The sequence below is a fragment of the Nonomuraea sp. NPDC005692 genome (genome assembly GCF_040631115.1).
Lineage (GTDB): Bacteria > Actinomycetota > Actinomycetes > Streptosporangiales > Streptosporangiaceae > Nonomuraea.
In genome coordinates, this window is record NZ_JBEXYU010000008.1 from 262,672 (window position 1) to 284,830 (window position 22,159).

At 66.8% G+C, this 22,159-nt stretch carries 27 protein-coding genes and 1 tRNA gene; 9 read left to right on the forward strand and 19 right to left on the reverse strand.

The window, feature by feature from the left end:
* Window positions 1–70 precede the first annotated feature (70 nt).
* The 6 genes from ABZ459_RS20140 to ABZ459_RS20165 all read right to left on the reverse strand — a co-directional run bounded on the left by ABZ459_RS20140 (window position 71) and on the right by ABZ459_RS20165 (window position 5,740).
* Window positions 71–1,111, reverse strand: a complete 1,041-nt coding sequence (locus tag ABZ459_RS20140; protein WP_357971999.1) for a CU044_5270 family protein — start codon at window positions 1,109–1,111, stop codon at window positions 71–73.
* Window positions 1,111–1,695 (reverse strand): RNA polymerase sigma factor, encoded by a 585-nt coding sequence (locus tag ABZ459_RS20145; protein ID WP_357972001.1) that lies wholly within the window; start codon window positions 1,693–1,695, stop codon window positions 1,111–1,113. The genes ABZ459_RS20140 and ABZ459_RS20145 overlap by 1 nt, the downstream gene beginning before the upstream one ends.
* Window positions 1,696–1,780: 85 nt before the next feature.
* Window positions 1,781–3,040, reverse strand: a complete 1,260-nt coding sequence (locus ABZ459_RS20150) for a hypothetical protein (protein WP_357972003.1) — start codon at window positions 3,038–3,040, stop codon at window positions 1,781–1,783.
* 150 nt (window positions 3,041–3,190) lie between these two features.
* Window positions 3,191–3,844 (reverse strand): serine hydrolase domain-containing protein, encoded by a 654-nt coding sequence (locus tag ABZ459_RS20155; protein ID WP_357972107.1) that lies wholly within the window; start codon window positions 3,842–3,844, stop codon window positions 3,191–3,193.
* 80 nt (window positions 3,845–3,924) lie between these two features.
* Window positions 3,925–5,127, reverse strand: a complete 1,203-nt coding sequence (locus ABZ459_RS20160) for a tyrosine-type recombinase/integrase (RefSeq protein WP_357972006.1) — start codon at window positions 5,125–5,127, stop codon at window positions 3,925–3,927.
* Window position 5,128: 1 nt separating this feature from the next.
* Window positions 5,129–5,740, reverse strand: a complete 612-nt coding sequence (locus tag ABZ459_RS20165; RefSeq protein ID WP_357972009.1) for a hypothetical protein — start codon at window positions 5,738–5,740, stop codon at window positions 5,129–5,131.
* Window positions 5,741–5,932: 192 nt separating this feature from the next.
* On the opposite strand from ABZ459_RS20165, the gene ABZ459_RS20170 reads away from it, so the two are divergent.
* The 6 genes from ABZ459_RS20170 to ABZ459_RS20195 all read left to right on the forward strand — a co-directional run bounded on the left by ABZ459_RS20170 (window position 5,933) and on the right by ABZ459_RS20195 (window position 11,538).
* Window positions 5,933–6,091, forward strand: a complete 159-nt coding sequence (locus ABZ459_RS20170) for a helix-turn-helix domain-containing protein (RefSeq protein WP_357972011.1) — start codon at window positions 5,933–5,935, stop codon at window positions 6,089–6,091.
* 70 nt (window positions 6,092–6,161) lie between these two features.
* Window positions 6,162–6,578: a hypothetical protein gene (locus tag ABZ459_RS20175; RefSeq protein WP_357972013.1), complete on the forward strand. Its 417-nt coding sequence runs from the start codon at window positions 6,162–6,164 to the stop codon at window positions 6,576–6,578.
* A 390-nt stretch (window positions 6,579–6,968) separates the two neighbouring features.
* Window positions 6,969–7,205, forward strand: a complete 237-nt coding sequence (locus tag ABZ459_RS20180) for an HNH endonuclease signature motif containing protein (protein WP_357972015.1) — start codon at window positions 6,969–6,971, stop codon at window positions 7,203–7,205.
* 698 nt (window positions 7,206–7,903) lie between these two features.
* Entirely contained in the window at window positions 7,904–8,401 is a 498-nt protein-coding gene (locus ABZ459_RS20185; RefSeq protein WP_357972017.1) for a hypothetical protein, read from the forward strand.
* A gap of 30 nt (window positions 8,402–8,431) precedes the next feature.
* The gene (locus ABZ459_RS20190; RefSeq protein ID WP_357972019.1) at window positions 8,432–9,355 is read left to right on the forward strand and encodes a hypothetical protein; all 924 of its coding nucleotides are present in this window, start codon (window positions 8,432–8,434) and stop codon (window positions 9,353–9,355) included.
* 482 nt (window positions 9,356–9,837) lie between these two features.
* Complete coding sequence (locus tag ABZ459_RS20195; RefSeq protein WP_357972021.1) at window positions 9,838–11,538, forward strand: hypothetical protein; 1,701 nt, start codon at window positions 9,838–9,840, stop codon at window positions 11,536–11,538.
* A 199-nt stretch (window positions 11,539–11,737) separates the two neighbouring features.
* On the opposite strand, the gene ABZ459_RS20200 is transcribed toward ABZ459_RS20195, so the two are convergent.
* From ABZ459_RS20200 to ABZ459_RS20235, 8 genes are all read right to left on the reverse strand, one after another.
* Window positions 11,738–12,133, reverse strand: coding sequence for a hypothetical protein (locus tag ABZ459_RS20200; protein ID WP_357972023.1), 396 nt, complete (start codon window positions 12,131–12,133; stop codon window positions 11,738–11,740).
* 71 nt (window positions 12,134–12,204) lie between these two features.
* The gene (locus ABZ459_RS20205; protein WP_357972025.1) at window positions 12,205–12,420 is read right to left on the reverse strand and encodes a DUF397 domain-containing protein; all 216 of its coding nucleotides are present in this window, start codon (window positions 12,418–12,420) and stop codon (window positions 12,205–12,207) included.
* 251 nt (window positions 12,421–12,671) lie between these two features.
* Window positions 12,672–13,301: a hypothetical protein gene (locus ABZ459_RS20210; protein WP_357972027.1), complete on the reverse strand. Its 630-nt coding sequence runs from the start codon at window positions 13,299–13,301 to the stop codon at window positions 12,672–12,674.
* A gap of 55 nt (window positions 13,302–13,356) precedes the next feature.
* Complete coding sequence (locus tag ABZ459_RS20215; protein WP_357972029.1) at window positions 13,357–13,761, reverse strand: hypothetical protein; 405 nt, start codon at window positions 13,759–13,761, stop codon at window positions 13,357–13,359.
* Window positions 13,762–13,822: 61 nt separating this feature from the next.
* The gene (locus ABZ459_RS20220; protein ID WP_357972031.1) at window positions 13,823–14,671 is read right to left on the reverse strand and encodes a helix-turn-helix transcriptional regulator; all 849 of its coding nucleotides are present in this window, start codon (window positions 14,669–14,671) and stop codon (window positions 13,823–13,825) included.
* A gap of 9 nt (window positions 14,672–14,680) precedes the next feature.
* Window positions 14,681–15,181 carry a DUF6879 family protein gene (locus tag ABZ459_RS20225; RefSeq protein ID WP_357972033.1) on the reverse strand — a complete coding sequence of 167 codons (501 nt, stop codon included), beginning with the start codon at window positions 15,179–15,181 and terminating at the stop codon, window positions 14,681–14,683.
* A complete protein-coding gene (locus tag ABZ459_RS20230; protein ID WP_357972035.1) occupies window positions 15,171–15,410 on the reverse strand; it encodes a hypothetical protein in 240 nt (79 codons plus the stop codon). Before ABZ459_RS20230 ends, ABZ459_RS20225 begins: the two co-directional genes overlap by 11 nt.
* A gap of 221 nt (window positions 15,411–15,631) precedes the next feature.
* The gene (locus tag ABZ459_RS20235) at window positions 15,632–16,252 is read right to left on the reverse strand and encodes a serine hydrolase domain-containing protein (protein ID WP_357972037.1); all 621 of its coding nucleotides are present in this window, start codon (window positions 16,250–16,252) and stop codon (window positions 15,632–15,634) included.
* 181 nt (window positions 16,253–16,433) lie between these two features.
* Here ABZ459_RS20235 and ABZ459_RS20240 point away from each other — a divergent pair, with 181 nt between their 5' ends.
* The 3 genes from ABZ459_RS20240 to ABZ459_RS20250 all read left to right on the forward strand — a co-directional run bounded on the left by ABZ459_RS20240 (window position 16,434) and on the right by ABZ459_RS20250 (window position 17,395).
* On the forward strand, window positions 16,434–16,754 hold the full coding sequence (locus ABZ459_RS20240) for a hypothetical protein (protein WP_357972039.1): 321 nt from the start codon (window positions 16,434–16,436) through the stop codon (window positions 16,752–16,754).
* 231 nt (window positions 16,755–16,985) lie between these two features.
* Window positions 16,986–17,321 carry a DUF6461 domain-containing protein gene (locus ABZ459_RS20245; RefSeq protein ID WP_357972041.1) on the forward strand — a complete coding sequence of 112 codons (336 nt, stop codon included), beginning with the start codon at window positions 16,986–16,988 and terminating at the stop codon, window positions 17,319–17,321.
* Complete coding sequence (locus tag ABZ459_RS20250) at window positions 17,318–17,395, forward strand: hypothetical protein (protein ID WP_357972109.1); 78 nt, start codon at window positions 17,318–17,320, stop codon at window positions 17,393–17,395. Before ABZ459_RS20245 ends, ABZ459_RS20250 begins: the two co-directional genes overlap by 4 nt.
* A gap of 299 nt (window positions 17,396–17,694) precedes the next feature.
* On the opposite strand, the gene ABZ459_RS20255 is transcribed toward ABZ459_RS20250, so the two are convergent.
* The 5 genes from ABZ459_RS20255 to ABZ459_RS20275 all read right to left on the reverse strand — a co-directional run bounded on the left by ABZ459_RS20255 (window position 17,695) and on the right by ABZ459_RS20275 (window position 22,155).
* Complete coding sequence (locus ABZ459_RS20255; RefSeq protein ID WP_357972043.1) at window positions 17,695–18,762, reverse strand: hypothetical protein; 1,068 nt, start codon at window positions 18,760–18,762, stop codon at window positions 17,695–17,697.
* 256 nt (window positions 18,763–19,018) lie between these two features.
* Window positions 19,019–19,092: transfer RNA gene (locus ABZ459_RS20260), tRNA-OTHER, on the reverse strand.
* A gap of 18 nt (window positions 19,093–19,110) precedes the next feature.
* Entirely contained in the window at window positions 19,111–20,526 is a 1,416-nt protein-coding gene (locus ABZ459_RS20265; RefSeq protein WP_357972045.1) for a hypothetical protein, read from the reverse strand.
* Between the two features lie 171 nt (window positions 20,527–20,697).
* Window positions 20,698–21,027, reverse strand: a complete 330-nt coding sequence (locus ABZ459_RS20270; protein ID WP_357972047.1) for a hypothetical protein — start codon at window positions 21,025–21,027, stop codon at window positions 20,698–20,700.
* 258 nt (window positions 21,028–21,285) lie between these two features.
* On the reverse strand, window positions 21,286–22,155 hold the full coding sequence (locus tag ABZ459_RS20275) for a hypothetical protein (protein WP_357972049.1): 870 nt from the start codon (window positions 22,153–22,155) through the stop codon (window positions 21,286–21,288).
* Window positions 22,156–22,159 lie beyond the last annotated feature (4 nt).

Below are 22,159 nucleotides of genomic sequence, written 5' to 3' on the forward strand. Positions count from 1 at the left end.
TGCCGGATCTGTCGGAAGGCATGCGAAACAGAACCTGCGGCCGGAAGGCCGGATCAGGCGGGAAGAAGTCTCAGCAGGGGATCTTCATCCGGGACGCCTTCGGCGACACCTCGGGCAGGCCGCCGGCGAGGTCGACGGCGAGCACGGCGGTGCCGGTCACGGTGCCCTTCTTCGCGGTGTACTCGGCGCCGGAGGACACCCGCACCTGACGGTCCCTGGTGTTCACCGTTCGCTCGCCCAGGTAGCGGTAGGTCTCCCGATCGAAGATCAGCTCGGACCGGGAGCCGTCGCCCTCGTCCATGGCGACGGCCAGTCCGGGGCGGCCGGCGGCGTCCACGGCGTCGCCGATGAGCACGATGCCGTCCAGCCCGGCCGCGACCTGGTACAGCGCGGCGCCCAGGCTGGGGCGTACCACGGACTCGCGGACCAGGCCCTGGAGGGCCCGCCAGACGCCCAGCGGCTCCTCGCCCGTGTCGGCCACGATCCTCGCCCGTACCTGGGCGGGATCCGTCGGCCAGGCGGCCAGCCGGGCGTAGGCCGGCCGGCCGGGACAGCCCGACGACTCCGACAGGACGTCCTCGACGCCGTGGTCCCAGAAACGCCGGGGCGCCGGACCCGTGGCCGACAGGCCCTGTGTGCGGCTCAGCCAGGGCTTGCCCACGTCGGCGGCCTCCCAGCGCTCCTCGCTGACCAGCACCTTGGTGTACTGCGTCGTGCCCGACCTGTCCCTGGTGTGCAGGCTGCGCTGGGCCAGCGTCCTGGTGTGGACGTACTGGCCCTGGGCGGGCACCGTGTCACCTTGGCCGACGGCGGCCCGCGCGGCCAGGGTGAGCAGCGCCTTGGCGTCGGCCGGAGGGGCAGCGATCAGATACCCGGGGGTATGCGGGTCGGAGCCGCCCAGGCTCACCTGGCTGACGATGATGCCGCCGGTGAGCAGCACCGCCATGGCGCCGACCAGGGCGACGCGCCGGATCGGCAGCGCGGTGCGCCGCGGACGGCCGGACCGTGGCGCCCGAGCCTGGCGGAGGAGGCGGTCACGCCCCTTCGCCGCCGCCTCCGGCGTGGGCTCGGGCTCCGCGAACACGGTCTCGACCAGCTTCAGCTCGTCCATCACCACTCCCCGATCGGGTTGACGTCGCCCAGGGCCTTGCGCAGCTTCCTGCGCGCTCTGTTGATCCGGGATCCGACGGTCCCCACCGGTATGTCCAGGGCCGTGGCGATCTCCTCGTAACCCAGCCGGCCGAAAACGAGCAGGAACACCACGTCGCGATCGCCCTTCGCCAGACCTCTCAGCCCCCGTACCAGCTCCGGCCGGCTGGCCAGCGCCGCGAGTTGAGAGGTCACCCGGTCCTCGTGCCCGTCGGCGGAGTCCTCGGCCGCCACCTTGCTGAGCGCGTTCAGGCGGCGGCCCTCCCTGCGGCGGTGCCGGGCAACGACGTTCGTGGCGATGCCGAACAACCACGACCGCACGGTGCCCCGCCGCGGGTCGAAGGAGTGCCTGCCGTGGAAGGCGAGCAGGAAGGCGTCCGCGACCAGATCCTCGGCCTGCTCGCCGCCGAGCCGGGCGGCCAGATAGCGGTGGAGCTCCGTGAAGTACCGGTCGTACAGGAGGGCAAAAAGCTCGGGATCGTCCAGCGACCGCTCGACCACGGTGACGTCTTCCATCACATCGTTGGCGTCAGGTGGTGCCGTCATGGCGTCCTTCCGAAGGCGACTGTCTCCCAGTGTTCGCCGCTCGGTGGATTTTCTTCACGCCGGTTTCCGGCGCGGCCGCACGCCCTCACCCCTCCCGGCTCCGGTAGGTGGCGCGCAGCTCGATCAGCTTCTCCCTGGCCACCTCGTCCAGGGCCCGGCGGTGGTCCTGGTCCTCCTCCCAGGTGGCCTCCGCGCACAGGACCCTGGCCGCCTCGTGCGGCTCGGCGTCGCGCACCACGTACCAGGTGGTGTCGCCGCAGCCGGGCCTGTCGTGGTCGCGGCGCAGGACGGTCACGATGCCGGAGACGAGGATCTGCCTGCTCCACACGTTCCTGGCCAGGATCCGCCGGTCCACCGTCAGCTCCTCGTACAGGAGCTCACCGCCGAGCAGGTCGTCCTCCCACCGCCACACGCGGCGGCTGACACCCGCCCGCAGGTGGTCGGCGTCACGGCCTTCGACGGGCACCGAGAACGTGCGCGTGCCGGCGCGGCACAACTCCTTGGCGATGCGGTCGCCGTCGAGGCGCTCACGCAGCCACTCCGCGCTCGGCTCGCCTTCGGGCAGCCGGAGCCGCCGCCGCTGCTCATCGTAGTAGCGGTCGACCAGCGGGTTCTGGTACCGCCGCCCCGCCCGCGCCCGCGGCGGGAGGCAGGAGGCCGGGGTGAGGTCCGCGCCGTCCTCGATGTCGATCCCGGCCGCGCGCAGCAGCTCGTGGACGGTGACGCCGCTCTCCTCCGCCCTGTGGCGCATCCTGCGCAGCCGGCCGTCGAAGGTGTCGAGGTCCGGGTCCGGGCACAGCGACGCCCAGTCCGCCGACACCGGCACCGGCACCGGCACCGGCACCTCGCGCCGCGCCGGAGGTTGCACGAGCTGCTCGGGCTCGAGGTCGATCGAGTAGTACAGGACGCCGCGCGCGATGTAGGAGAAGGGCGCGGCGTGGGTGATCGGGTCGAAGACATCCCGGATCGGCCAGAACCTCAGCAGCCACGTCTCGTCGCACCCGCCGGTGGCATATCCGTCGCCCGGCTCGGATTCACGCAGGTACATGTCCACGCCGTACTCGAAGCGCGGCGGCCCGATGAGGAAGTCGTGGCCTGTGCCGTCCATCATCGACGTGATCGCGACCACGCCGCTCTCCGCGACGAACGTCGCGGAGCTGACCGGCGTCCACGAGGCGTCGGCGGCCCCCGGCTCGGCGTCCCACGACTCCAGGCGCACGGCCGCGACGAAGTGGTAGATCTCGTCGGTGGGAGAGCCCCACGCCGGCAGGTCGGTGCCGTCCAGCCCGAACGTGTTGTACTCGACGTAGATCTCGTCGTCGAGCCTGCGCAGCAACTGTGCCATGTCAACGCCTTCGCCCTGTTGGTGATCATCCTGGCCTGGCGGAGTATGGCCGACCGCACCGACAATCCACGGTGACGTGCGCGTACGGCATGTCAATGCCGCCGGGGTGAGCCGGCGGCAGAGACGTGCACCGTGCTGAGCGACGTGACGCTAGCGCTTGACGGAGACCAGCCGGTCCACGGCGAACGGGACGATCTCCGGCTGCGCCGCCTTCGTGCGCGCCGGGCTCTGACCGCAGAGCCCCAGCAGCAGGTAGTCGATGGTGGCGTAGTCGATGGGGCTGATCACGATGTTGCCGTTCTCGTCCAGGCTCTGGTACTTCGTGCGGTTGACGCCCATGGAGAGCTGGCGGGCGCCGTCCGGACTGGTGTAGGAGTCGGTGGCCATGCCGAAGACGCCGCCGCTGTGCCCCCAGAACCGTCCGCACGGCAGGTCGGTGGCGTAGATGCCGAGGCCGTAGGCCCCTGACACGCCGACCACGGGCACCGTCTTCTGCATCTCGGCCAGCTCGGCCGGGCCGAGCAGCCCGCCGCGCAGCAGCACCCGGTAGAACTGGTTGAGGTCCTCCATCGTGGACACGACGGCGCCCGCCGTGGTGATCCACGACATGTTGTAGACGCTGTAGTCCTTGGGCGGGTCGATGAAGCCGAACATCGACTCGTACGCCTTGGAGTGCGGGCCCGGGATGACCGGCGTGCGCGGGAAGGACGTGTGCCGCAGGCCCGCCTTGCGGATGACGTTGCGGGTGATGTACCGCTCGGCGTTCTCGCCCGTCACCTTCTCCAGGAGCAGGCCGGCGATCAGGTAGTTGGTGTTGAAGTGCGACTAGAGAGCAAAAGTCCCAGGAAAACGGGGGTGTGCAGGGCTCTGGCGTCAGCACAAGGTCAGCACGCAGCAGCCGTGCTGATGGGGGTTGCGTCGAAGCGGGCTTGCATGACGTCAAGGGCTCGGTCCCAGGACTCATCAACGAGGTGGCCGTAAATGGCGTAGGTGATGTTGATGTTCTTGTGGCCGATCCAGCGGGACACGTCGGTGATGGGGATACCGCTGGCCAGTTGCATGGAGACGTAGGCGTGGCGTAGGTCGTGCGGGGTGAAGTCGTCGGGGAGCCCGGCCGCCTTGACCGCCTTAGCGAAGGTCGCGCGGTAGGTGTTGTTGTCGATGAACCGGCCCCGCCGTCCCCGGAACAGTAGGCCGTCGTCGGCGATGCCGTGTGTGTCGATGTGGGCGGCGATGCGCTGGTTGACGAAGGGCGGTAGGGGAGCGTCTCGGTGCTCGCCTTCCTTGCGGTGCTTGAGCGGTCCGAGGGCGTGTGTCTGGGTGACTTGCTGCCGGACGCGTAAGCGTCGTCCGCCGAACATCACGCAGTCCTGATCGACGGCGCGGGCTTCTCCGATGCGTAGGCCGCATCCGGCCATGAGCCAGATTGTCAGCGCCCAATCGCCGGGCATGGCGTCGGCCAGGGCGGTGATCTGTGTCCACGTGGGGACGTAGAAGTCGCGGACTTGGGTGATCTCGGGTAGCTCGATGTCGAAGACGGGGGACTTGCCGATCAGTTCAGCTTTGGCGGCCTCTATGAAGATGGCGTTCAACACGAGGTAGGTGTTGTGGATGGTGCCGGGGGCGTAGCCCGACGCGATCAGGCCCGCGATCAGGTCTTTGATCATCTGCCGTGTGATCGCGTTCAGTGGGAGGTGGCCGATGGCGGGGTTGATGCGGTTCTTCAGTGAGACTGCGTAGCCGGTGCTGGTGCTGGGGGCCAGCGTGATTCTGGCGGTCAGCCACTTAGCCGCGTAGTCGGCGAAGGTGATCGATCCCGCCTTGGGGTCGATGGTGCGGCGCAGGCCGCTCACCTTGTCGGATTTGATTTCCAGGATGAACGCTTCAGCGTCGCGCTTCATCGCGTGGGGGTAGGACTGCTCTTGCTGCTTGGTGCCTCGTCCGCCGAGTCGGTAGCGGACGGTCCAGGAGTGGCCGCACTTGCCCCACACGCGTTCGGCGGTCTTGCGGTCGTCCGCCTTGCGGAGGTCGAGTCTGCGCCCGGCCTTGGTGTCGGCGCATTCGCATTTCTTGATCAGGCTGGCCACGTTAGTTTGTTTCCTCGCTCTCGTTCATCGCCTTCAGTAGAGAGATGGCCTTGTCGGTGAGGGTGCCGCCGGACTGGCGTTCGGCGGCTTCGGTGAGCATGCCGTTCTTGCGGGCCAGGGAGATCCAGTTGGCTGCTGCTCTGCGCTCTGCGCCCACGATCTCGGCTACGTCCTGTACGGGGTTGGGCTCACGCATGAGCACGTACCAGGCGTAGAGGACGGCTACGGCGAGATGGAAGGATTCTGGCCGCCCGGTGCGGCCTGGCTTGGGGTTGTCCTCGACGGTCTGCCGGACGTGCCGCATCGCCCAATCGGTGTGCGGTTCGAGCACGTGGAAGACGCCTTGCTCGCGGCTGAGGCGCTGGAGGTCGCCCTTCAACTCTCGTGCGATGTCGGCCAGGGGGATGGACCGCAGCGTGCCGGTGGTGATGCCTCGGGCCATCAGTTCGGGGTCGTTGGTGGTGATGCGTAGTTCGGTGGGGCCTCCTGTGCTGTTGGGGGACCACCACATGTCCACTTGCCAGCCGTCGTACCACTGCTGGAGGTGGTAGCCCGGCCTGGTGGGAGCCGTCTCTTCCGCTGCGCTTCTGCGCGGTTCCTGTTGTTCGGTCACAGCAACAACGTTACAGCATCCACGGTCACGCCGGAAGCCTGTTCATGTATAGCTTGACTGTCTGCACCTATACACGGGACGATGGATAGACGCCCAGCCGTCGCATTACGGCGGCTCGGGCCTGCCACTCGACAACTGAACAGCGACGACACACGTGGAGAGCGATTGGCCAGCGGAGGAAGCAACCGACTGATGGGCGTGGACGAGGTGGCCGCCTACTTGGGCGTGTCCAAGAGCACGCTCTACGACCGATGGAGGCCCTGGGGGCTGAGGGGGCATCGAATAGGCCGCTACCTGATGTTCAGGGAACGCGACGTAGAAACCTGGATTGACCGCCAAGTCATCCCTTGAGCGCCAGAGGCCGGGCGAAAGTGATCACCTACAGGTTTGAGCAGGTAATTAGGATGAGAGTGGGGCTTAGATGACTTTTTCGGAGCATCAATTTGGCAAGGTATTTCAAAGGTATGCGGGTGGTGTGGCCCGCGAAGGACGCAAGCTTTCCATGGATGCCAGGCTTCTGCTGGCCGCTATTGCTCGTGCCAACAACACCGGCCACGCAGTATTCAAGGATGGAGAGCTGCGGCAGATCCTCAGCCGAGAAAAGTTGGATGGAAGTGTAAAGCCCGCTTCTCGATCCACTGTTTATGGCGCTCTGAAAAAGCTGCGGGCGGCGGGGCTTGTACTCCCCGGTGGCGGGGAAACCTGTGTATGGCTGCCTAGGGAATTCTGGGCGCGCGGATTGGACAAGGGGGCAATGTGTCCGGTTCATCGAACCTGGGAATCGGGCTATGCCTCGAATATCGGCGAAGAGTCCTCCGGCGCAGGACCAGCGTGGTAGTCCTAAGAATCCGGACTCGTTGATCCGAATATTCTGGACTCGACTGTGCTCCTGACGTGCGACAATCCGAGGCCCTCTCTATTCTTATGTCCCTTCGGCGGGTGAGGAGAGACGACGAACCAGGCGAAGAAATAGTTGTGGGGCCAGCTTGCTGGCTGGCCCCACTTAGTTCAGTTATCTAGGTGGCCTGGAGGCCCTAGCCGGAAGGCCCATCGAATAGTTGGACCTAATGGCAGCCCTTTGAGGGGCTGCCATGGATTGAGAGACAATGAGATATCGATTGGAGGGCCGTAGGCCCTGGCTAACAAGATTTGTAATGAGAGTGGTTGTCATCAGATCGCCGTACGCGGCGAAGGAAAGTGTTCCGCCCACCGCCGCAAGCCGTGGGCGGTGACGTCTAAGAGAAACCTGTTCCGGCCGAAGGATTGGAACCGCCGCCGAAGGGCGGTTCTCAAACGTGATGCCGGAGTTTGTTACTTATGCGGGCTGGCTGGTGCCAGCGAGGTGGATCATGTCACCGCCGTAGCCGACGGCGGTAGCTGGGATTACGACAACCTTCGTAGCGCCCATCGGGCGTGCCATACGGCCAAGTCGTTGCAGGACCGCTACCGGCGGTCCAAGGCATGAGAAATGAACTGGGGCGTCGCAAGACCGGTGACTATGTCACCCAGGTTTTCCGCTGCGGGCACTGCGGTGAGCGGGTTCGGGAGACCCGCCAGCTCGGCGCGGGCCGCCCCGGCCCGTGGCGTCGCTACTGCTCGGCCGGGTGTCGTCAGGCCGCCAAGCGCGTACGTGACCGTGAGCAAGCACGGGAGCGCTACCGTCTTGCCAACGGCTTATGTCTGTCGTGCGGTACAAGGATCGAAGTCGAGCAGTTTCATCCATACTGCTCGGCGCGTTGTGATGAAGTTCTTTGGGAGCTGCGAACCCTAGTGAGGTGAGATTTCTCGCCAAAATAACAAGCTTCCCCCTCTAATACAGGATGCGGAGAGAGATACCTCGGCTCTCTCCACTTGTGAAGCCTGTTGAAGGCCCTCGGTGACCTCGTGCCGAGGGCCTTCTTCGTACCCCTACACCATTTGGGAGAACACTGATGATTAGCCATGCCCAGCTTGAGGATATGAGCGCCCTAGAGATCCTAGCCGCCTGGCGTGACGGCGATTTGGACCCCACTATTCGCATCGTGTCTGTGAACGGCGACCTGGATAACCCGAGGTCGCTTACCTACGCCTGGCAGACGACGCCCGAGCATGACGAGCTGCGCATGCGCACCTGGTAGGCCCCACAGGGGACCAGACGATTGACCATCGAAGGGAGTAACCGAAATGGATGACTCGCCTAGCAACTCCGCTGACGTCATCGCCGACACCGAAATGGGTCAGGTGGCCGAAGCGCCTGTAGAAGGCTCTCAGTTCGATTCTGAGGCCGATAAGTGGAAGAGCCTGAGTCGGACCAACGAAGCTCGCTGGAAGGCCGCCAGCGCCGAGCTGGAGGCCGTGACCGCTAAGAACGCGGAACTGCAACAGGCCATTGCCGACAGCCAGGCAGAGCACCTGCATCAGCTTGCTGTGATCCAGCTCGACCATGCGGCCAAGGACCGTGGCCTAGAGCTTGGCCCTGAGGCCATCGGCCGACTCAACGTGTCATCGTTCATCGACGCGGCCGGACAGGTTGACTCGGCCGCCATCACTGATTTCATCGCCACTCTCGTACCGGCCCCGAGCCAGCCGAGATTTCCTCAGAACGTGGGCATCGGCCCGCAGGGCGGCGGACCGCCAGACAGCCCCAAGTCCGTGCCCTTGGATGCACGGGCACGCCGGTAGACGTTCCTCCAAGAAAGGTTTGTTAGTTAATTGGCAATCAACCCCATCCCTCCGTACGCACATGCGGGGACTCATACTTTTGTACCCACCGAGTGGAGTAGCGAGCTCCTCACCCAGTTTGACCCTCTGCTGGTCTGGGCCTCGCCTCTGGTCGTAAACACCGACTATGAGGGCGACATCACCGCCCAGGGCGACCGAATGGTGGTCAACGGCCTCATCCGGCCCAACGTCGGCAAGTACAACGACGTGGCCGGAATGACGATCGAAGACTTGAAGACCGTTGAACAGTACGTGGACATCACCGAGGCCGATTACGTGGCCTTCTACGTGCGCAACATCGAGACGGTTCAGGTAGCCGGCGCTTTGGCGGCGCCGGCCACATTGGAGTCCATCCGCGCTCTCGCGGCCTCGACAGACACGTTCGTTGGTGTCACCATCGCGGCGTCTGCGTCCAGCCTGCCTCAGGTGGACGTCAGCGGCTTGTCTGGAAGCGTCGCGAAGGGTGAGACGCTGCTGGAAGCCATCTTCGACATGATGGAGAAGCTTGACGGCAGCGACGTACCCGCAGGCCGATACGTGGTCGTCTCGCCTACGGCCAAGCGCTACCTGATGCGCGCCCCTGACGTGGCCAACGCCGCCGCCCTGGGTGAGGCCGGAGCCACCGCCAACGGTGTCGTTGCCCGCCTGGCCGGGTTCACGCTGCTGTCCACCACGGCCATGCCGAACGGTGTTGACATCCTGGCCGGGCACAAGTCGTTCACCACGTACGCCAGCCAGTTCACCGACTTCCGTAGCCAGCCGGTAGAGAAGTACCGGCGTGACCAGATTGACGCCCTGCACCTTTACGGCGCGCGGGTGCTGTCCTTCCCTGGCGGCAAGCAGCCCACCGCGCCCAACGTCGCCGTGCAGAATTCTGAGGGCCTCGTAAAGGCCGCCGTGAAGTGGGCCGCATAAATTCATTCCGACGGCTCAAATATCCCCGAATCCAGGTGATGGGTTCGGGGGTTTTTTGTTTCCAGAGCTGCCGATTTGTTAGTTTCTTCCACCCTCACATGAAGGCGTTACTCCAGGTCGGCGCACAGATGGCGCCCTTCTTAGAAAGTTCGAGACCCGTACTTGGTCGGAGGAACCTCCCCCCACGGGGTCTAATCCGTCTTCAAAAAGTGCATACCCCCTGGGCGGCCCTCTAACTAACCATCCCAACACCCCTTGTCGTTGACCTGCTCTAACTAACTTTCTCGGAGTTTATTCGAGCAGAAGTATTGACACGAGATTCGCGCCTATGACACTTTGCTGATCGCTGGGCTTGATCAACCGAACTGCGAAACAAACAAACTCGGGATCGACTCACCAGCTTCAGACACAAGACAGCCCCAGAGCGACAGTGATTGGTCGTCGCAAGCGCTCTGGGGCTACCCAATCAAGGAGCGTAGCTCATGCAGTCCAACACCGTCGCTGCCCGTCCCCAGGTCTCCCCGATCGTCTACAGCGGCCTTCTGGGCAGGATCGTGCAGACCATCACCCCGCACAGTGAGGCGGACCCTGTGGGCATCCTGGGCGCTCTGCTGAGCGCCTTCAGCTCAGCGATCACCAACCTCCCTCAGGTGGTCTACGGCACGCAGTCTCAGACGCTCAGCACATGGATCGTGCTCATCGGCAACACCGGCATGGGCCGCAAGGGGACGGCCACCCGTGCCGCTCTCCAGGTGGTCAAGGGCGCGCTTCCCGACTGGGCCAAGTCCACCGTCTTGGAAGGTTGCCCCCAGTCTGGACCTGCCTACGTCTCCACCCTGGCGGACATGAGCGGCAACGCTCTGATGATCGAGGAGGAGTTCGCCGACCTGCTGAAGGTCTCTGCCCGGTACAAGTCGTTCGGTAAGGCCATCCGGCGTAGCTGGGAAGGTGCGTCGATCAGCAACCGCACCAAGGAAGCCGTGATCCACGTGGACGCTCCCCACGTGTCCATCATCGGGAACGTGACTCCCGCTGAGTTCGCGGCCAGCATCGGCAAGGCTGACCGCGCCGGGGGCACCCTGAACCGCTTCCTGTGCCTGTACGTGGAGAGGTCCAAGAAGATCAAGCTCTCGGAGCAGATCAGCGCAAGCGCCTGGTCGGACCTGATGCGGCCTCTCGTCAGGGAGTTCCGCAACGCCGTCGCCTATGCCAGGGACGTGGAGGAGATCACGGTCTCGCGCAGCGCCATGGCGCTGTGGGATGACAAGCTGTCGGAGATGATCGACGCTCTCACGCTCGGGCGTGAGGCAATGGAGCAGTTCGCCGCACGTGCGGCTGACTACGTGTGGCGGCTCAGCGCCCTGTACGCGCTGGCCGACCGGAGAGACGAGATCACGACTCGGGACCTGGAGGCCGCCGTGGGCCTGGTCTCCTACATGTGCGACTCAGTGACCTACCTGTCGCCCGAGGTCGCACACGGTGCCGGGGCGGCTGAGGAGACGCTCGCCACGCGCGTGGAGCAGTTCATCAAGGCCGCTGGGCCTGAGGGCGTCAACAGCACGGCCCTGTTCCGCAAGTTCGGCCGCAAGGCCGCCGAGATGAACGAGATCATCGCCGAACTCCCCAGCGTGACCATGGGCAAGGTGCAGCCTCAGGGCGGGGGCAGGCCCGCCCTGGTCTACCGCTACGAAGCCCCGGAAGAGACTTCGGAGCGCTCGAATGAACTTACTGATCTCGACTCGGAGGAGCTTCCCGAGATCTTCATGGAGGACACCGCCGAGATTGAGGAGGAGCCCGCCGAGTCGACCGCCACCGAGGAGACGGTTCCGGAGGAGGAGCCTGTTCCGCCCGTGGAGGCTCCCGCCTTCCTGCCCTTCCTAAGCGATGACGAGTGGGACGAGATCGACGCCGCCCAGAGCGTCACGCCCGAGCCTGAGGCGGCCCCTGAGCCCGAGCCAGTGGAGGAGACCACCGAGGAGCCTGCCGTCTCGGAGGAGGCCGTCAAGGCGTATCTGTCCTCCCCTGCGGGGGCGGAGATGCTTCAGGAAATCCTGATGACCATGATGGCCAAGCAGGCCGCCGCCAGCGCTCCTCAGGCGGCCACGGTGACCAAGGCTTCTCGCAGGAGCCGGGCCAAGGGCACCCCTGAGGCGCTGTTCCAGGCTCCCGAGGTGGCCGCGTAGTAGTCCCGGCACCACCAGGCCCCCGGCTTCACGGCCGGGGGCCTGTTCCATCGGTACGTCAGCCCCGTACGTGAAATCACAGACGTACAGGGCCACCGGCCGGAGCGGCTGACTCAGAAGTCAGCGACGGCCAGCCACCAACCGAGTGCCCCCGCCAGTAAGAAGAACGGGGCAAGGACGTAGAGATCGCGTCGGCGCATCAGGCCGTCACCGGCGGGTGAGGGCACGGATGGTTCACGTGTCGGTTCGGGCAGCAGACCATGCCAATCGTGAGGAACCGTCCTCCGGGCAGCCACTCGCCCCACTGGACATCCACCCCACGGGGCAGCAGATCGATAGCCGTGGACAGACGCGCCACCACAGGTATCCGGTCACTGTCCGGCCGTTGTGCCGCATACTCCGCCGCCATCCACTCACCGGCCTTGTTCGCGTCAACGAACGTCTCGGCGATTCTCGATCGTGGCTTGGCCAGCCATTCGCCTGTCCGCATGGGCGGTAGCGGTGAGGTGGCGAAATCTGCCGAAGTGGTCCGACGCTCAGCCTCGTGCTTCAGATCAGCGCCATTGCCGATCCACGTGTATGCGTGCCAGTGCATCGTTCCCCGTACATTCGATGGGGACGGCCCCTGCCTGATTCAGGCGGGCAGGGGCCGTCTCGGTGGCGGTACTAGATGGTGGTCATCCCTGCGGCGCGTAGCTCGTGTCCCGTGAACCGGAGAGTCCCGGCGTCCGGGTTCTTCGAGTCACGCAAGGCGAACGTGTCGGTCTCGCCCGGAATCTGGGCGATCTCGACGCAGGATTCGCCCTCGCCGTCCTCGTTGTTGTTGCCGCCGCACAGGCGGCGGAACTCCAGGTGGCCGAGGTCCTTGGCGTACAGGTCCATCTGTCTGCCCTCCTTCACACTCGGGCCGGATGGCCCGAGGTGGTTGCACGGCTGGTGGCGGGGTTCGTCAGCCACCGGCCGCGTGTCACTTGGGGAGCCCTGGCCGTACCACCTGGGGTACGTGTCTGCGGAAGGACGGCCAGGACCCCCACCCCGGCGGGGAAGAAAGAGCACCGGGGATACTGCACCCCGGCTGAGGCTTGACGGGTCGGTCAATGTTTCTCAGCCGGGGTTGTCTGGAGACGGGCCCCCTATGCGGCCCGCCGGGTTTCACGGTCCGTTACGGCCGGCTGCACGTCATGTAGCCGCATCAGCAGCTCACGAGCCACCACGTGATGCATGTCGTACTCGTCGAACCTGACGACGGCGTTTCTCTCGAACGGCACCAGCGGCGGTAAGTAAGGAACAAACACATCCGCCCGCACCCCATGCGGCGAGCAATCGGCCACAGTGAAGACCGCAGCGTTACGCCGCAGGTGCGAACACTGCGAGATCGCCTCGGGGATGCACGTACGGCAGGTGGGTGGCGCATTGGTGTAGCCGTCGCCCTCGTCCCCGTCACCGGACAACAGCCACCAGATCCGGCCCGTGTCCCGATCTACAGCGGACCGCGCGCACACCTGGCACAACCGCTTTTCCATGCAGCGCCACTGCCTGAGCGTGTTGACCGTCGTGAAGTCGGGTCGGCCCGTGCGATTCTGGCCCTGTCGCAGGAGGAGGGCACCGTTGCGGAAGTCGCCCCGTTGGGGCACGGCGTAGCTCAGTCGCAACCCGCCATGGCGCGGTGCCCACTTCAGCGGAGGGTTCTGAGCCTCTCCTGTCCAGCCGATCACGTACGGGTAGCGAAAACCCGTCTCCGACACCTTCGTGATCAGCGTCACAACGCCTCCCGGTCATAGCCGGGGGTGGACGCCGGGCGCAGCTTCTCAAGGCTGGTCATGTGTGCCCCATGCTCATGGCGATCTCCAGGGCGACATCTTGGGGCCGGTGCTCCGGTACCACTCGCATGCGGTCGGCAAGCGCCGCGTTGTCATCGGCCACGCGCGCCAGCTCGACCATGTAACTGCCCGACCGCGCCCCCAGCGTGACAGTGGCCACCTTCCATCCGGCGTCGGCGTAGATGACCAGTTGCGGGGGATGCCAGAGCGGTTCGGCAGGCGACTCCGGCCCGCTCTGGCCTGGGTTGCTGGAACAGCGCTTGACGAGCTGGGCGTTCACTCCCGACACCGTCAGATGGGGAAGAACCCGTTCAAGCGCGTCACGCTGCGCGTTCGCAGCGTTCTCCGGGATCGAGTCTCCTACCGTGTCATCAGTTGCGGGGGTGGGGTGCGTGAGGGCCATGGCTCGACGGTAGGAGCGGGCGCGAAGCACTCTCAACGAGTGTGCTTGAACTTGCTCGTAATTAACTAACTTCGGCGATGGCTGCCGCGATGAGTTGTCGGGCCGCTGTTCCGTAGACAGCCAACTCCGACAGATGGTTGAACCCCTTGACGTACTGGGCGATCTCCGATGGTTGGTTAACGTTGATCTCCGCAGTAAGTAGCTCCACCTGGACCAACGTGTCATCGAAGATGTTGAACGCCTCGACTGGCCACATCCGCCGGTCGGCATCGCGCGGGATGATGCCGAGAGACACGGATGGAAGAGACATGATCGCTAGCAGGTGGCCTAGTTGCCCCGCCATCACCCCTGCGTCGCCGATACGACTCCGCAAGACCCACTCCTCCACCAAGACCGCGAAGCGATGGCTTCCCTCATGCAAGAGCCGAGCACGCGCTACACGCGCGGCTACGGCCTCGGCTACGTCGTTGGGAGCCTCTCTGAAGGCAGCGATGGACGACAGCAACGACTCGGCGTAGGCGGCCGTCTGGAAGAGACCTGGGATGACATTCGAGCAGTAGACACGGAAGTGCCGCACCTGCTCATACATCTTGATCTTTTGAAGTTGAAGCTGACGCAGCCCAGTCCTTTGAAGCCGCTTCCACTCCACGTACATGAGGTCGGCCGCTCGCGACGCTGCGATCAGTTCTGTGCTCTGATCCTCGGCTCCACAGGCAGCACACCACGTGCGGATGTCCGACTCCGAGGGAACGGTGCGGCCATGCTCGATTTTGGATGCCTTGGACTCATGCCACCCCGCCATCTGTGCGACAGCTCGGGCCGTCAATCCGGCGTCAAGGCGAATTTCGCGTAGGCGCTGGGCGATGCCCTGGCGTGCCTGCTGGGCGCTTGAAGATGGCGAGGTACGCATGTGTGTGGATCAGACGAGCCGATACTCCGCATGGTCAACCGCACGTTCCCAGACCGCCTCAAAGGCGGTTAGGCACTGCTTGATCACATGGAGATCGCGAACCAGTTCCTCCCCGAGGTAGCGCCCGTCTCCGGCGAACAGACCGAAGCGAATCAGGTGGTCATCGAACACCCACAGGTCGTTTCCGGGGAGTAGCAGGTCGGATGCCTGCCGCCGGGGGAGCCATCGGACCAGTTCCCCGGCCTTGATGTTCATCGAATCGGTCACGGAGTGCTCGAACCGGATGTAGTCGGTAACGGGCTCAGACACGATGCGCGCCCGGCGAACCAGTACACCCCTTGCGCGGGCTTCCCCAATGAGTTGATGCCAGTCGCGTTCCCGCTGTGTGCGGTCGTACGGCGGCCCTCCCTGCCATGCGATGAACGACGGGTCATCGGGGACATAGGCGTCCCGCATCTCCAGGTGAACCGCCGAGTGCTGGGCGCTCGCCAGCATCTCCTCAAAGGTCATGAGCGGCTCCATCACATGCCTCCATCAGGAGCTTGGCCATACGTCGCGGGACGCGGACGATCTTCTCATTGTCGGGGATCGGGCTACGGGCGGCGACTTGGGCAAGATCTTCCGGCCCGGTCACTTCCCACCCTTGTATGACGATGCTGCCGTCCGACTCGTCCACCCAAACAGAAGGACAGTTGTTCCCGTCCGTGTTCGGGTCGATGCCGATGAACCGTAGCGCCATGGTGCCCTCCGATGCTCCGAGTGTGCTCCAACTTGCATCCGTGAGCCTGAACCGCGAACGAGAAGCCGTCAAGGGAGACCGTCGAAACGTAGTCAGCACAACGTCAGCACCGGTGCTGACAACAGGCATGAGCAACCCGGAACAACAAGAAGCCCCAGACTCACGATTCAGGCTGTGAGCTGGGGCTTTATCTTGTGTTTGACCAGGTCAGACCTGGCATGCTACGGCGGATGTAGGTAGTTGGTGTTGGAGTAGATCCCCGGCGTGGCGCCCGGCTCGCCGGTGGGCGTGGCGGCCAGGCCCAGCTCGACCAGCTCCCGGCGGGAGAAGGTGCGGAACCGGTTGTCGTCGAGGCTCTCGAACGTGCCCTGGAGCAGCGAGGGGAAGGCCGGGCCCACGTGGTCGGCGATGTGGCTCGTGTGGTTGAGCAACATCCGCACGGTGATCTTCTGGCCGCGCTCGCCCGGCACCACGTCGGGCAGGTAGCGGGCGATGGGGGCGTCCAGCTCGACGGCGCCGCGGGCCACCTGCTGGAGCAGGGCCACCGCGGTGAACGTCTTGGTGATGCTGCCGACCCGGTGCAGCATGCCGGGGCGCACGGGGCGTCTCGTGGCGACGTCGGCCACGCCGGAGGCGCCCCGCCAGCCGCGCTCGCCGTCGCGGACGGTCGAGTAGATGCCGTACATGCCGGCCTCGTGCACGGCGTCCAGCGACTGCCGCAGCGCCTGCCGGTCGAGCCCGGTCTCCCGCGCCGGGGCGGCCTGGGCCGGACTGGCCGCCAGCACCATTCCGGCGGTCAGGGCGATGGCCGAGGCGTTCTTTCCAAGCGTCCGGATGTTCATGGCGTAAGCATGATCCAAACGCGGTTTCGCGGTCAGTCCCGGCTGTCATCGGCTGCACATGACAGGAGTCATGAACGGTCCCGAAAGGGACGGCACGCGTGTGTCGCCTCTCGCGAGGGAGGGCCGAAACTTACCGCTACCCAGAGTTGTCACTTATTTACTCTACGTATAACCTGAAGGCATGACACGTCTTCCCGCCCTCGCTCTGAGCGCCCTGGCCACCACGCTGGTCGCGGTCTCGCTCCCCGTCCCCGCCCACGCCGCCACCGGCACGTTCTTCTACACCAGGGCCAGCAACGGACGAGAGACCACCCTCAACATCCCGACGCCCAACGGCGCCTGCCTGCCGGTCTCCGGCGGCGCCCGCGACGCCCACAACGACACCGACGCCGACGCCACCATGTACACCGACAGCAACTGCACCGTCTTCGCCGGATTCGTCGGCTCCCGCAACTTCGAGACCTTCACCGCGCCCTTCCCGACCTTCGTCAAGTTCGGCTAGAGACACCGGCACCGCCTTCTCCACGCGCAACCCCTCACTCCGGGTTCTGCCACCCGCGCTCCTGCGAGACATCGACGTCCCAGCCCCCGCCGCCCGGGGGCGCGGATCGTCGCCGGGTCGCGGCGGGCCCGATCGTCTCGGCGATGATCCTCTGTCGGTCAGGGCTGTCAGCATGGACAGACGATCGCGACAGCCGCTGACGGTGCACGAACGGAAAGCGCGCCTTCCGGCATGAGCTTCGACGACGTGCTCAGCGCCGCCTGTTCCGGCCCAGGCCGTCACGGTGCCTGGGCCGGCCACTTCTTCGGGGCCGTCGCGGTCGACGGCTGGTGCCTCGTCGTCGAACCCAACGGCGGCATGGGGATCACCCGAGGGATCATGGAACGGTTGTCGGCCGGTACCCGGCTCGTGTCTCACTACCGCAACGTCAACGCGGTCAGTTACTTCTTCTGGGTGGAAGACGGCGAGATACGGCTCAGCTTCGAGTCGACCAGCCGGACGAGCTGGCCCCGGCCGACGACTTCGCGTTCCGTGCAGGGACCGTCTTCGCGCTGGCGGAGCACCTGACGGGGGTCAGGCTGACAGCGCAGCTCCTGGAGGCGCCGACCTACCTGTGCGCGGTCGCACCGCACCCGCACTGACCGTTCTCGGCGGCGACGAACCCCGTTGACGTGGGACGACAGGGCACCGACGGTGACCGGTTCCGGGCCGGACAGATCGGCCTCGGCAAGGGCGGCGTGGAAACGTTCGGAGCGGGTCAGGGCGTTGGGGCCCGGCAGCGGACGGGTGGCGATGAGCGCGGGAGCCCACAGGCGGCGTCGCATGACTCGCCTGCTCTGGGTGAGCCGGGCGGTCAGCAGGTCGCGCCGGGGTTCCTGCCCACGCACCTGGCCGGTCCCGAGGCCGCTCCCCGGGCTCGGCCGCGCCGGCCGGGTGATGCTCAGGGGCTCGCGGGCGCGGACCGCCACACGAGGGCGCGCCGCGAGCCGTCGGGGGCCTCGGCCCACCCGGTGATCTCGCCCTGCGCGTTGATGGCGTTGGCCATCGTGGCGGTGCCGGTCGCCGGGTCGGGCAGCAGGGCCGGCGCCGCGCCGGGCCCGGTCCAGACCGCCGCGTGGGCGGCGGTGCCGGCCCCCGTGCAGGTGTGCGTGCCGGCGATCACGTCGTCGTCGTTGACGGCCTTGGGCGCGGCCACGCCGCCGGCGTCGGGCAGGCGCCGCATGCCCTCCTCGGCACTCCAGATGTAGCCGCCCGCGAGCACGCCGTCCGTGCCGAGCGCCGCCTGGCCGACGATGTGACCGTCGCCGTTGATGCCCTCGGCCTGGCTCCACTGGCCGCCGAGCGTGCCGAGCTCGGTGATGACGCCGTCCTCCCAGAGGAAGGCCCGGTGGGTCCGCTGGCTCGCCGGGCCGGGCGGTTCGAGGCGGCGCTGGGTGCCGGCGATCTGCCCGGCCGGGTTGACGGCCGCCGCATAGCTGCCGGAGACGGCGGCGAGGTCGGTCCTGACGCCGTCCTGGATGCGGAACGCCTGGTAGCGGGCCGTGCCGTTGGGCAGCAGGTACCGATATTCGCCCACGATGACGCCCGCGCTGACGTCGCGGACCTGGGCGGAGTAGCCGGCGAAGGTGCCGAGGTCGGTCATCGTCCCGGCGCGCCAGTGGAAGACGTGCCCCTTCTCCGTCGCCGTGTAGCTGCTGCCGACGACGTTGCCGTCCTCGTCGAGCGCGCCGGCGTATGCGTGGCCGCCGCCGAGACTGCCCAGATCGACCACCTGCGCGCCGTCCCAGACGGTCGCCCGCTGCTCGCCGGTCGCGCTCACGCTGGAGCCGGCGATCTGTCCCAGGTCGTTGATGTCGAGTGCGTTCCCGGTGACGCCCAGGTCGGTGACCTCCCACTGGTCGGTGATCGCCGGGCAGCCGTCCGCCGCGGCCGGGCCCGCGCCCGCCGCCTGTCCGGCCATGAGGAGGATGCTCGCCAGAATGGTCAGGTTCATGCGCGTGGAACTCATGATCACCTCACTGTTCGAAGAGCCAGCAAAACGATCACCAACATACGAGCGCGATCGCCGGCCGCCAAGACATGAAGGGGAACGTCACCATCCGTCCGTGGGCGACCTCGGAAGCCGTCAGCCGAGCTCCCGGGCGACGGGCAGAGGCGACGCCGTCGCCGCGGTGGCCCGTGCCGCTGGTGCGAGCCTGACGTGCGGGGCGCGCCGAGCCACAGCCTGCTGGACGTGCTCGCCCTGGCAGTCCAGGTCGTTGACGTCTCGCTGACTGGGCTCGAACCAGCGTCCACCCGGTCTGAAGAGCCGGGCGCTCTACCACTGAGCTACAGCGAGTCTTCCGATCATCGCGTATCAGGGCTCCTGCCCGTCACCCGGAATCGGGCGCGAGGGGAGATCCGACACGACCACGCCGGCGGCCAGGCCGTGAGCGGCGTCATCGGCCATGTCGGGCTTGATCCGCCTGCCGCCGAACACCCCGGCCCGGCGCAGCAGCGACGCCCATACCGGATCGGCGATCGTCACCCCGTGCACCAGCTCCGGCGTGGGGTTGAACCGCACCACCCGGTGCTCGGCGGGACCGGCGGTCCAGCCGCTCTCCGCCGGGTCAAGCCCCGCCTCGCCGCACGCCCGTTCCACATCCGCGCGGGTGCACGTCACCCGCCCGGACAGCACCTCCCACGGCAGGGGCAGCGCCGCCCACGCCTTCGTGTTCGGGTCAAGGTCGCCGCCGGTCTGCTGGTGCCACCAGGCCAGGTCCGCGGCCATGAGCCGCATCGCCTTGCCGGGACAGGCGGCGTCCAGCAGCGGCAGGGCGTCCATCGACTGGAGGCAGGCCAGCCAGCCGGCGCGGGCGGCGTTGTACGCCTGAGCGACGGTGTTCCAGGTGGAGGAGTCGTCGCCGCGGCGCACCACCATCGACTCCCGGTCGAGCGGACGGACCGACCACACCTTCTCCAGCCGCTCCGCGCACTGTCGCATCACCGTGTACCAGGCGCCCAGCATCTCCCCTCGTTCGGCGTCGGACAGCCGGGCGAGGACGGACGGCTTGGCGTACGCGACCGCGATCATCGCCCAGTCGGTGTCAGGGTTGTTCTCGCAGCGGGCCAGGAGCATCTGCGCGATGTCGTCGAACGGGTTGTCCCTGCCGCGCAGGCTGAACTGGCGGCGCAGGTTGCGGCGCGCGGTGAAGTAGGCCACGAAGCAGGCAGCGTCCGTGTCCGCCGTGAACCTGTCCCGGGGGATGCCGGCGGCGAAGCCGCTGCGGCCGACCAGCACCAGCCGCCGCAACTCCTGGCCGTCACCGAGCTTGGCAGCCTTGGCCGAGAGACGTCCGAGCGCGCGGAACCTCCGGTTGTACTGCCGCTTGGACAGGTCGATGCCGCCTTCCCGCCGGGCCGCCCGGTTGAGCCGGCCGTGCCTGAAGTCGGCCCGGTCCGGGCTCCACCCGATCTCCTGCCCTGCGAGCTGCGCCACCTCCGCCAGCGACACAGGGTCGTCGGCGTTCCTCGCCGTCCACTCCGTGTGCGCGAACAGCCGTGCCACCGCGGCGAGCTGCTGCCCGCCGCCCCGCGGCCGCGTGAACTCCTCCGTCATGGAGGTCACGTAGCCACGGCGCCGGGAGGAGTGCATTGCCGCCCGGTCGAGGGTGAGTCGCTCCGGTGCGGAGAGCGAGCCGTCGAGGGCGAGCGAGATCAGGTCCGCGACGTCTTCGGGGCGCATGCGGCGGTCGAGCGAGCGGTGCAGGTCGAGCAGAGGCGTGGCCGTCATCGTGAGGGCTCCTGAGGCGTCATGGGGAGGTCAGCCCTGGCGTGTCACCGGCGCTGGGCTCGGAGGGGCTGCCCGCCGTCGTCCAGTGCCTCGTACGGCTCGGCGTCCCCGGGCACGGCAGGCCCGTCAGGTGGGCTCACGGACGCCTCAGGCGTGGAGGGCCGGCAGCGATCAGCGGGCCACTGCCGCCGGGGCCGCGGGCTGGAACCAGGCGGTCGAGGGTGGCGACAGGAGGCAGTAGATCACGCCCGCGGCCAGAGCGAGGCCGAGGAGGCCCGGGATGCTCGGTCCGCCGATCAGTCCCCAGAGCTGGCTGAACGCCAGGATCACCTCGACGGCCACCCCCGTCCAGCGGACCCACGGCTGCCGCGATCTCATCCTGGCCACGACCAGGCCGATGGCCGCGCCGATCACGACATTGACCAGGATGGGGATCAGCAGTATCCCGACGAGTGCCCGCTCCACGAGGCCCGTCAGCATGATGATGAGAGGCAGGGCCATCAGCACCACTTGAACGCACATGACGGTTCGCGCGGCGCGCAGTATGGCGGGTAACGGCAGGATTCGCTCGTTCATCGGTCTCCTCCAGCAGATCAACCTATTTCCCGTGATCTCTTTTCATTATCGGCCCTGGCGTCCGTCCTGCCGAAATCTGGCACAAAAACGCAACAGACCGGCGTGACACCTCGTGAAGAGAGAACGGCTCGGATGAGCCGTGCGCCCCTTTCGGGGCCGCACGGTCGGGTCGGACGCGGCCGCTCAGCGCGTTCCCGGCTCATCCGGCAACCGCACGACGGCGGCACCGGCCTGCGCCTCGCCGAACCCCCAGCCCGCGACGACGGAGCAGCCGGCCGCTTCCACGACATCGGACCACGGCCAGTGGCCGGTGCCGCAGTAGAAGCCGCCCTCGCTGCGCGCGTCGTCCTCGCTGAGGCAGAGCATGCGCAGGTGGTCGCGCAGCGCGGGATGCGTGACCGCGCCCAGCCTCTCTTCCCAGGGCTCGCCGGCGGAGCGGGCGCGTCCCATGTCGGAGATCGACACCAGATGTCCGGGGCCACGTTCGGTGAACGTGGCGGCCCGCATCGCATCGGCCGGCGTGCCGTCGGTGGCGACGCGCAGCAGCACGGTCAGCCAGCCGTTCAGCTTCTCGGCCTCCTGGCCGGTCAGGTCGACGCCATGACGGCCCAGCAGCGGCCCGAGCTGCGCGCCGCGCACCAGCACGCCGTCGGCCTCATCGACCCAGGAGACGGCCCGCAGGTCCGCGACGAAGGCGTCACCGAACGGCCGCGGGCCCTTGTGCCCGCCGTCACCCCACGCCCCCGTTCCCGCCACGAGTTCGGCGTCGAACCGGAACAGCGACTCGCTCAGGTCGAACCGCCAGGTCCACGGAGAGAAGGGGTACTCACCGTCCGGATCCGGCAGGTGCCTGGCCTTCCCGTCGGACAGCGCCTCCGGGGTGGCCCAGGGGTTGGGGAACAGGAACTCGTCGAAGGGGTCCGAGGCGTAGTACACGCCGTACCCGGCGGCGGGGTCCACGTCCGCCTGTCCGTCCAGCAGGATCGCGAAGGCATCGGCCAGCGCGGTCTCCCACTCGCTGTGGTCAGTCGCCGGAACCGTCTCGGGTGTCACGATG

Coding starts and splice junctions, on each gene's coding strand:
- ABZ459_RS20185 (WP_357972017.1), top strand. CDS start 7,904: ATGGATGACTCGCCTAGCAACTCCGCTGACGTCATCGCCGACACCGAA.
- ABZ459_RS20145 (WP_357972001.1), bottom strand. CDS start 1,695: ATGACGGCACCACCTGACGCCAACGATGTGATGGAAGACGTCACCGTG.
- ABZ459_RS20270 (WP_357972047.1), bottom strand. CDS start 21,027: ATGGCCCTGCCTCTCATCATCATGCTGACGGGCCTCGTGGAGCGGGCA.
- ABZ459_RS20220 (WP_357972031.1), bottom strand. CDS start 14,671: ATGCGTACCTCGCCATCTTCAAGCGCCCAGCAGGCACGCCAGGGCATC.
- ABZ459_RS20140 (WP_357971999.1), bottom strand. CDS start 1,111: ATGGACGAGCTGAAGCTGGTCGAGACCGTGTTCGCGGAGCCCGAGCCC.
- ABZ459_RS20265 (WP_357972045.1), bottom strand. CDS start 20,526: ATGACGGCCACGCCTCTGCTCGACCTGCACCGCTCGCTCGACCGCCGC.
- ABZ459_RS20235 (WP_357972037.1), bottom strand. CDS start 16,252: ATGAACATCCGGACGCTTGGAAAGAACGCCTCGGCCATCGCCCTGACC.
- ABZ459_RS20245 (WP_357972041.1), top strand. CDS start 16,986: ATGAGCTTCGACGACGTGCTCAGCGCCGCCTGTTCCGGCCCAGGCCGT.
- ABZ459_RS20240 (WP_357972039.1), top strand. CDS start 16,434: ATGACACGTCTTCCCGCCCTCGCTCTGAGCGCCCTGGCCACCACGCTG.
- ABZ459_RS20215 (WP_357972029.1), bottom strand. CDS start 13,761: ATGGCCCTCACGCACCCCACCCCCGCAACTGATGACACGGTAGGAGAC.
- ABZ459_RS20175 (WP_357972013.1), top strand. CDS start 6,162: ATGACTTTTTCGGAGCATCAATTTGGCAAGGTATTTCAAAGGTATGCG.
- ABZ459_RS20255 (WP_357972043.1), bottom strand. CDS start 18,762: ATGAGTTCCACGCGCATGAACCTGACCATTCTGGCGAGCATCCTCCTC.
- ABZ459_RS20230 (WP_357972035.1), bottom strand. CDS start 15,410: ATGGCGCTACGGTTCATCGGCATCGACCCGAACACGGACGGGAACAAC.
- ABZ459_RS20150 (WP_357972003.1), bottom strand. CDS start 3,040: ATGGCACAGTTGCTGCGCAGGCTCGACGACGAGATCTACGTCGAGTAC.
- ABZ459_RS20225 (WP_357972033.1), bottom strand. CDS start 15,181: ATGACCTTTGAGGAGATGCTGGCGAGCGCCCAGCACTCGGCGGTTCAC.
- ABZ459_RS20195 (WP_357972021.1), top strand. CDS start 9,838: ATGCAGTCCAACACCGTCGCTGCCCGTCCCCAGGTCTCCCCGATCGTC.
- ABZ459_RS20170 (WP_357972011.1), top strand. CDS start 5,933: ATGGGCGTGGACGAGGTGGCCGCCTACTTGGGCGTGTCCAAGAGCACG.
- ABZ459_RS20205 (WP_357972025.1), bottom strand. CDS start 12,420: ATGGACCTGTACGCCAAGGACCTCGGCCACCTGGAGTTCCGCCGCCTG.
- ABZ459_RS20200 (WP_357972023.1), bottom strand. CDS start 12,133: ATGCACTGGCACGCATACACGTGGATCGGCAATGGCGCTGATCTGAAG.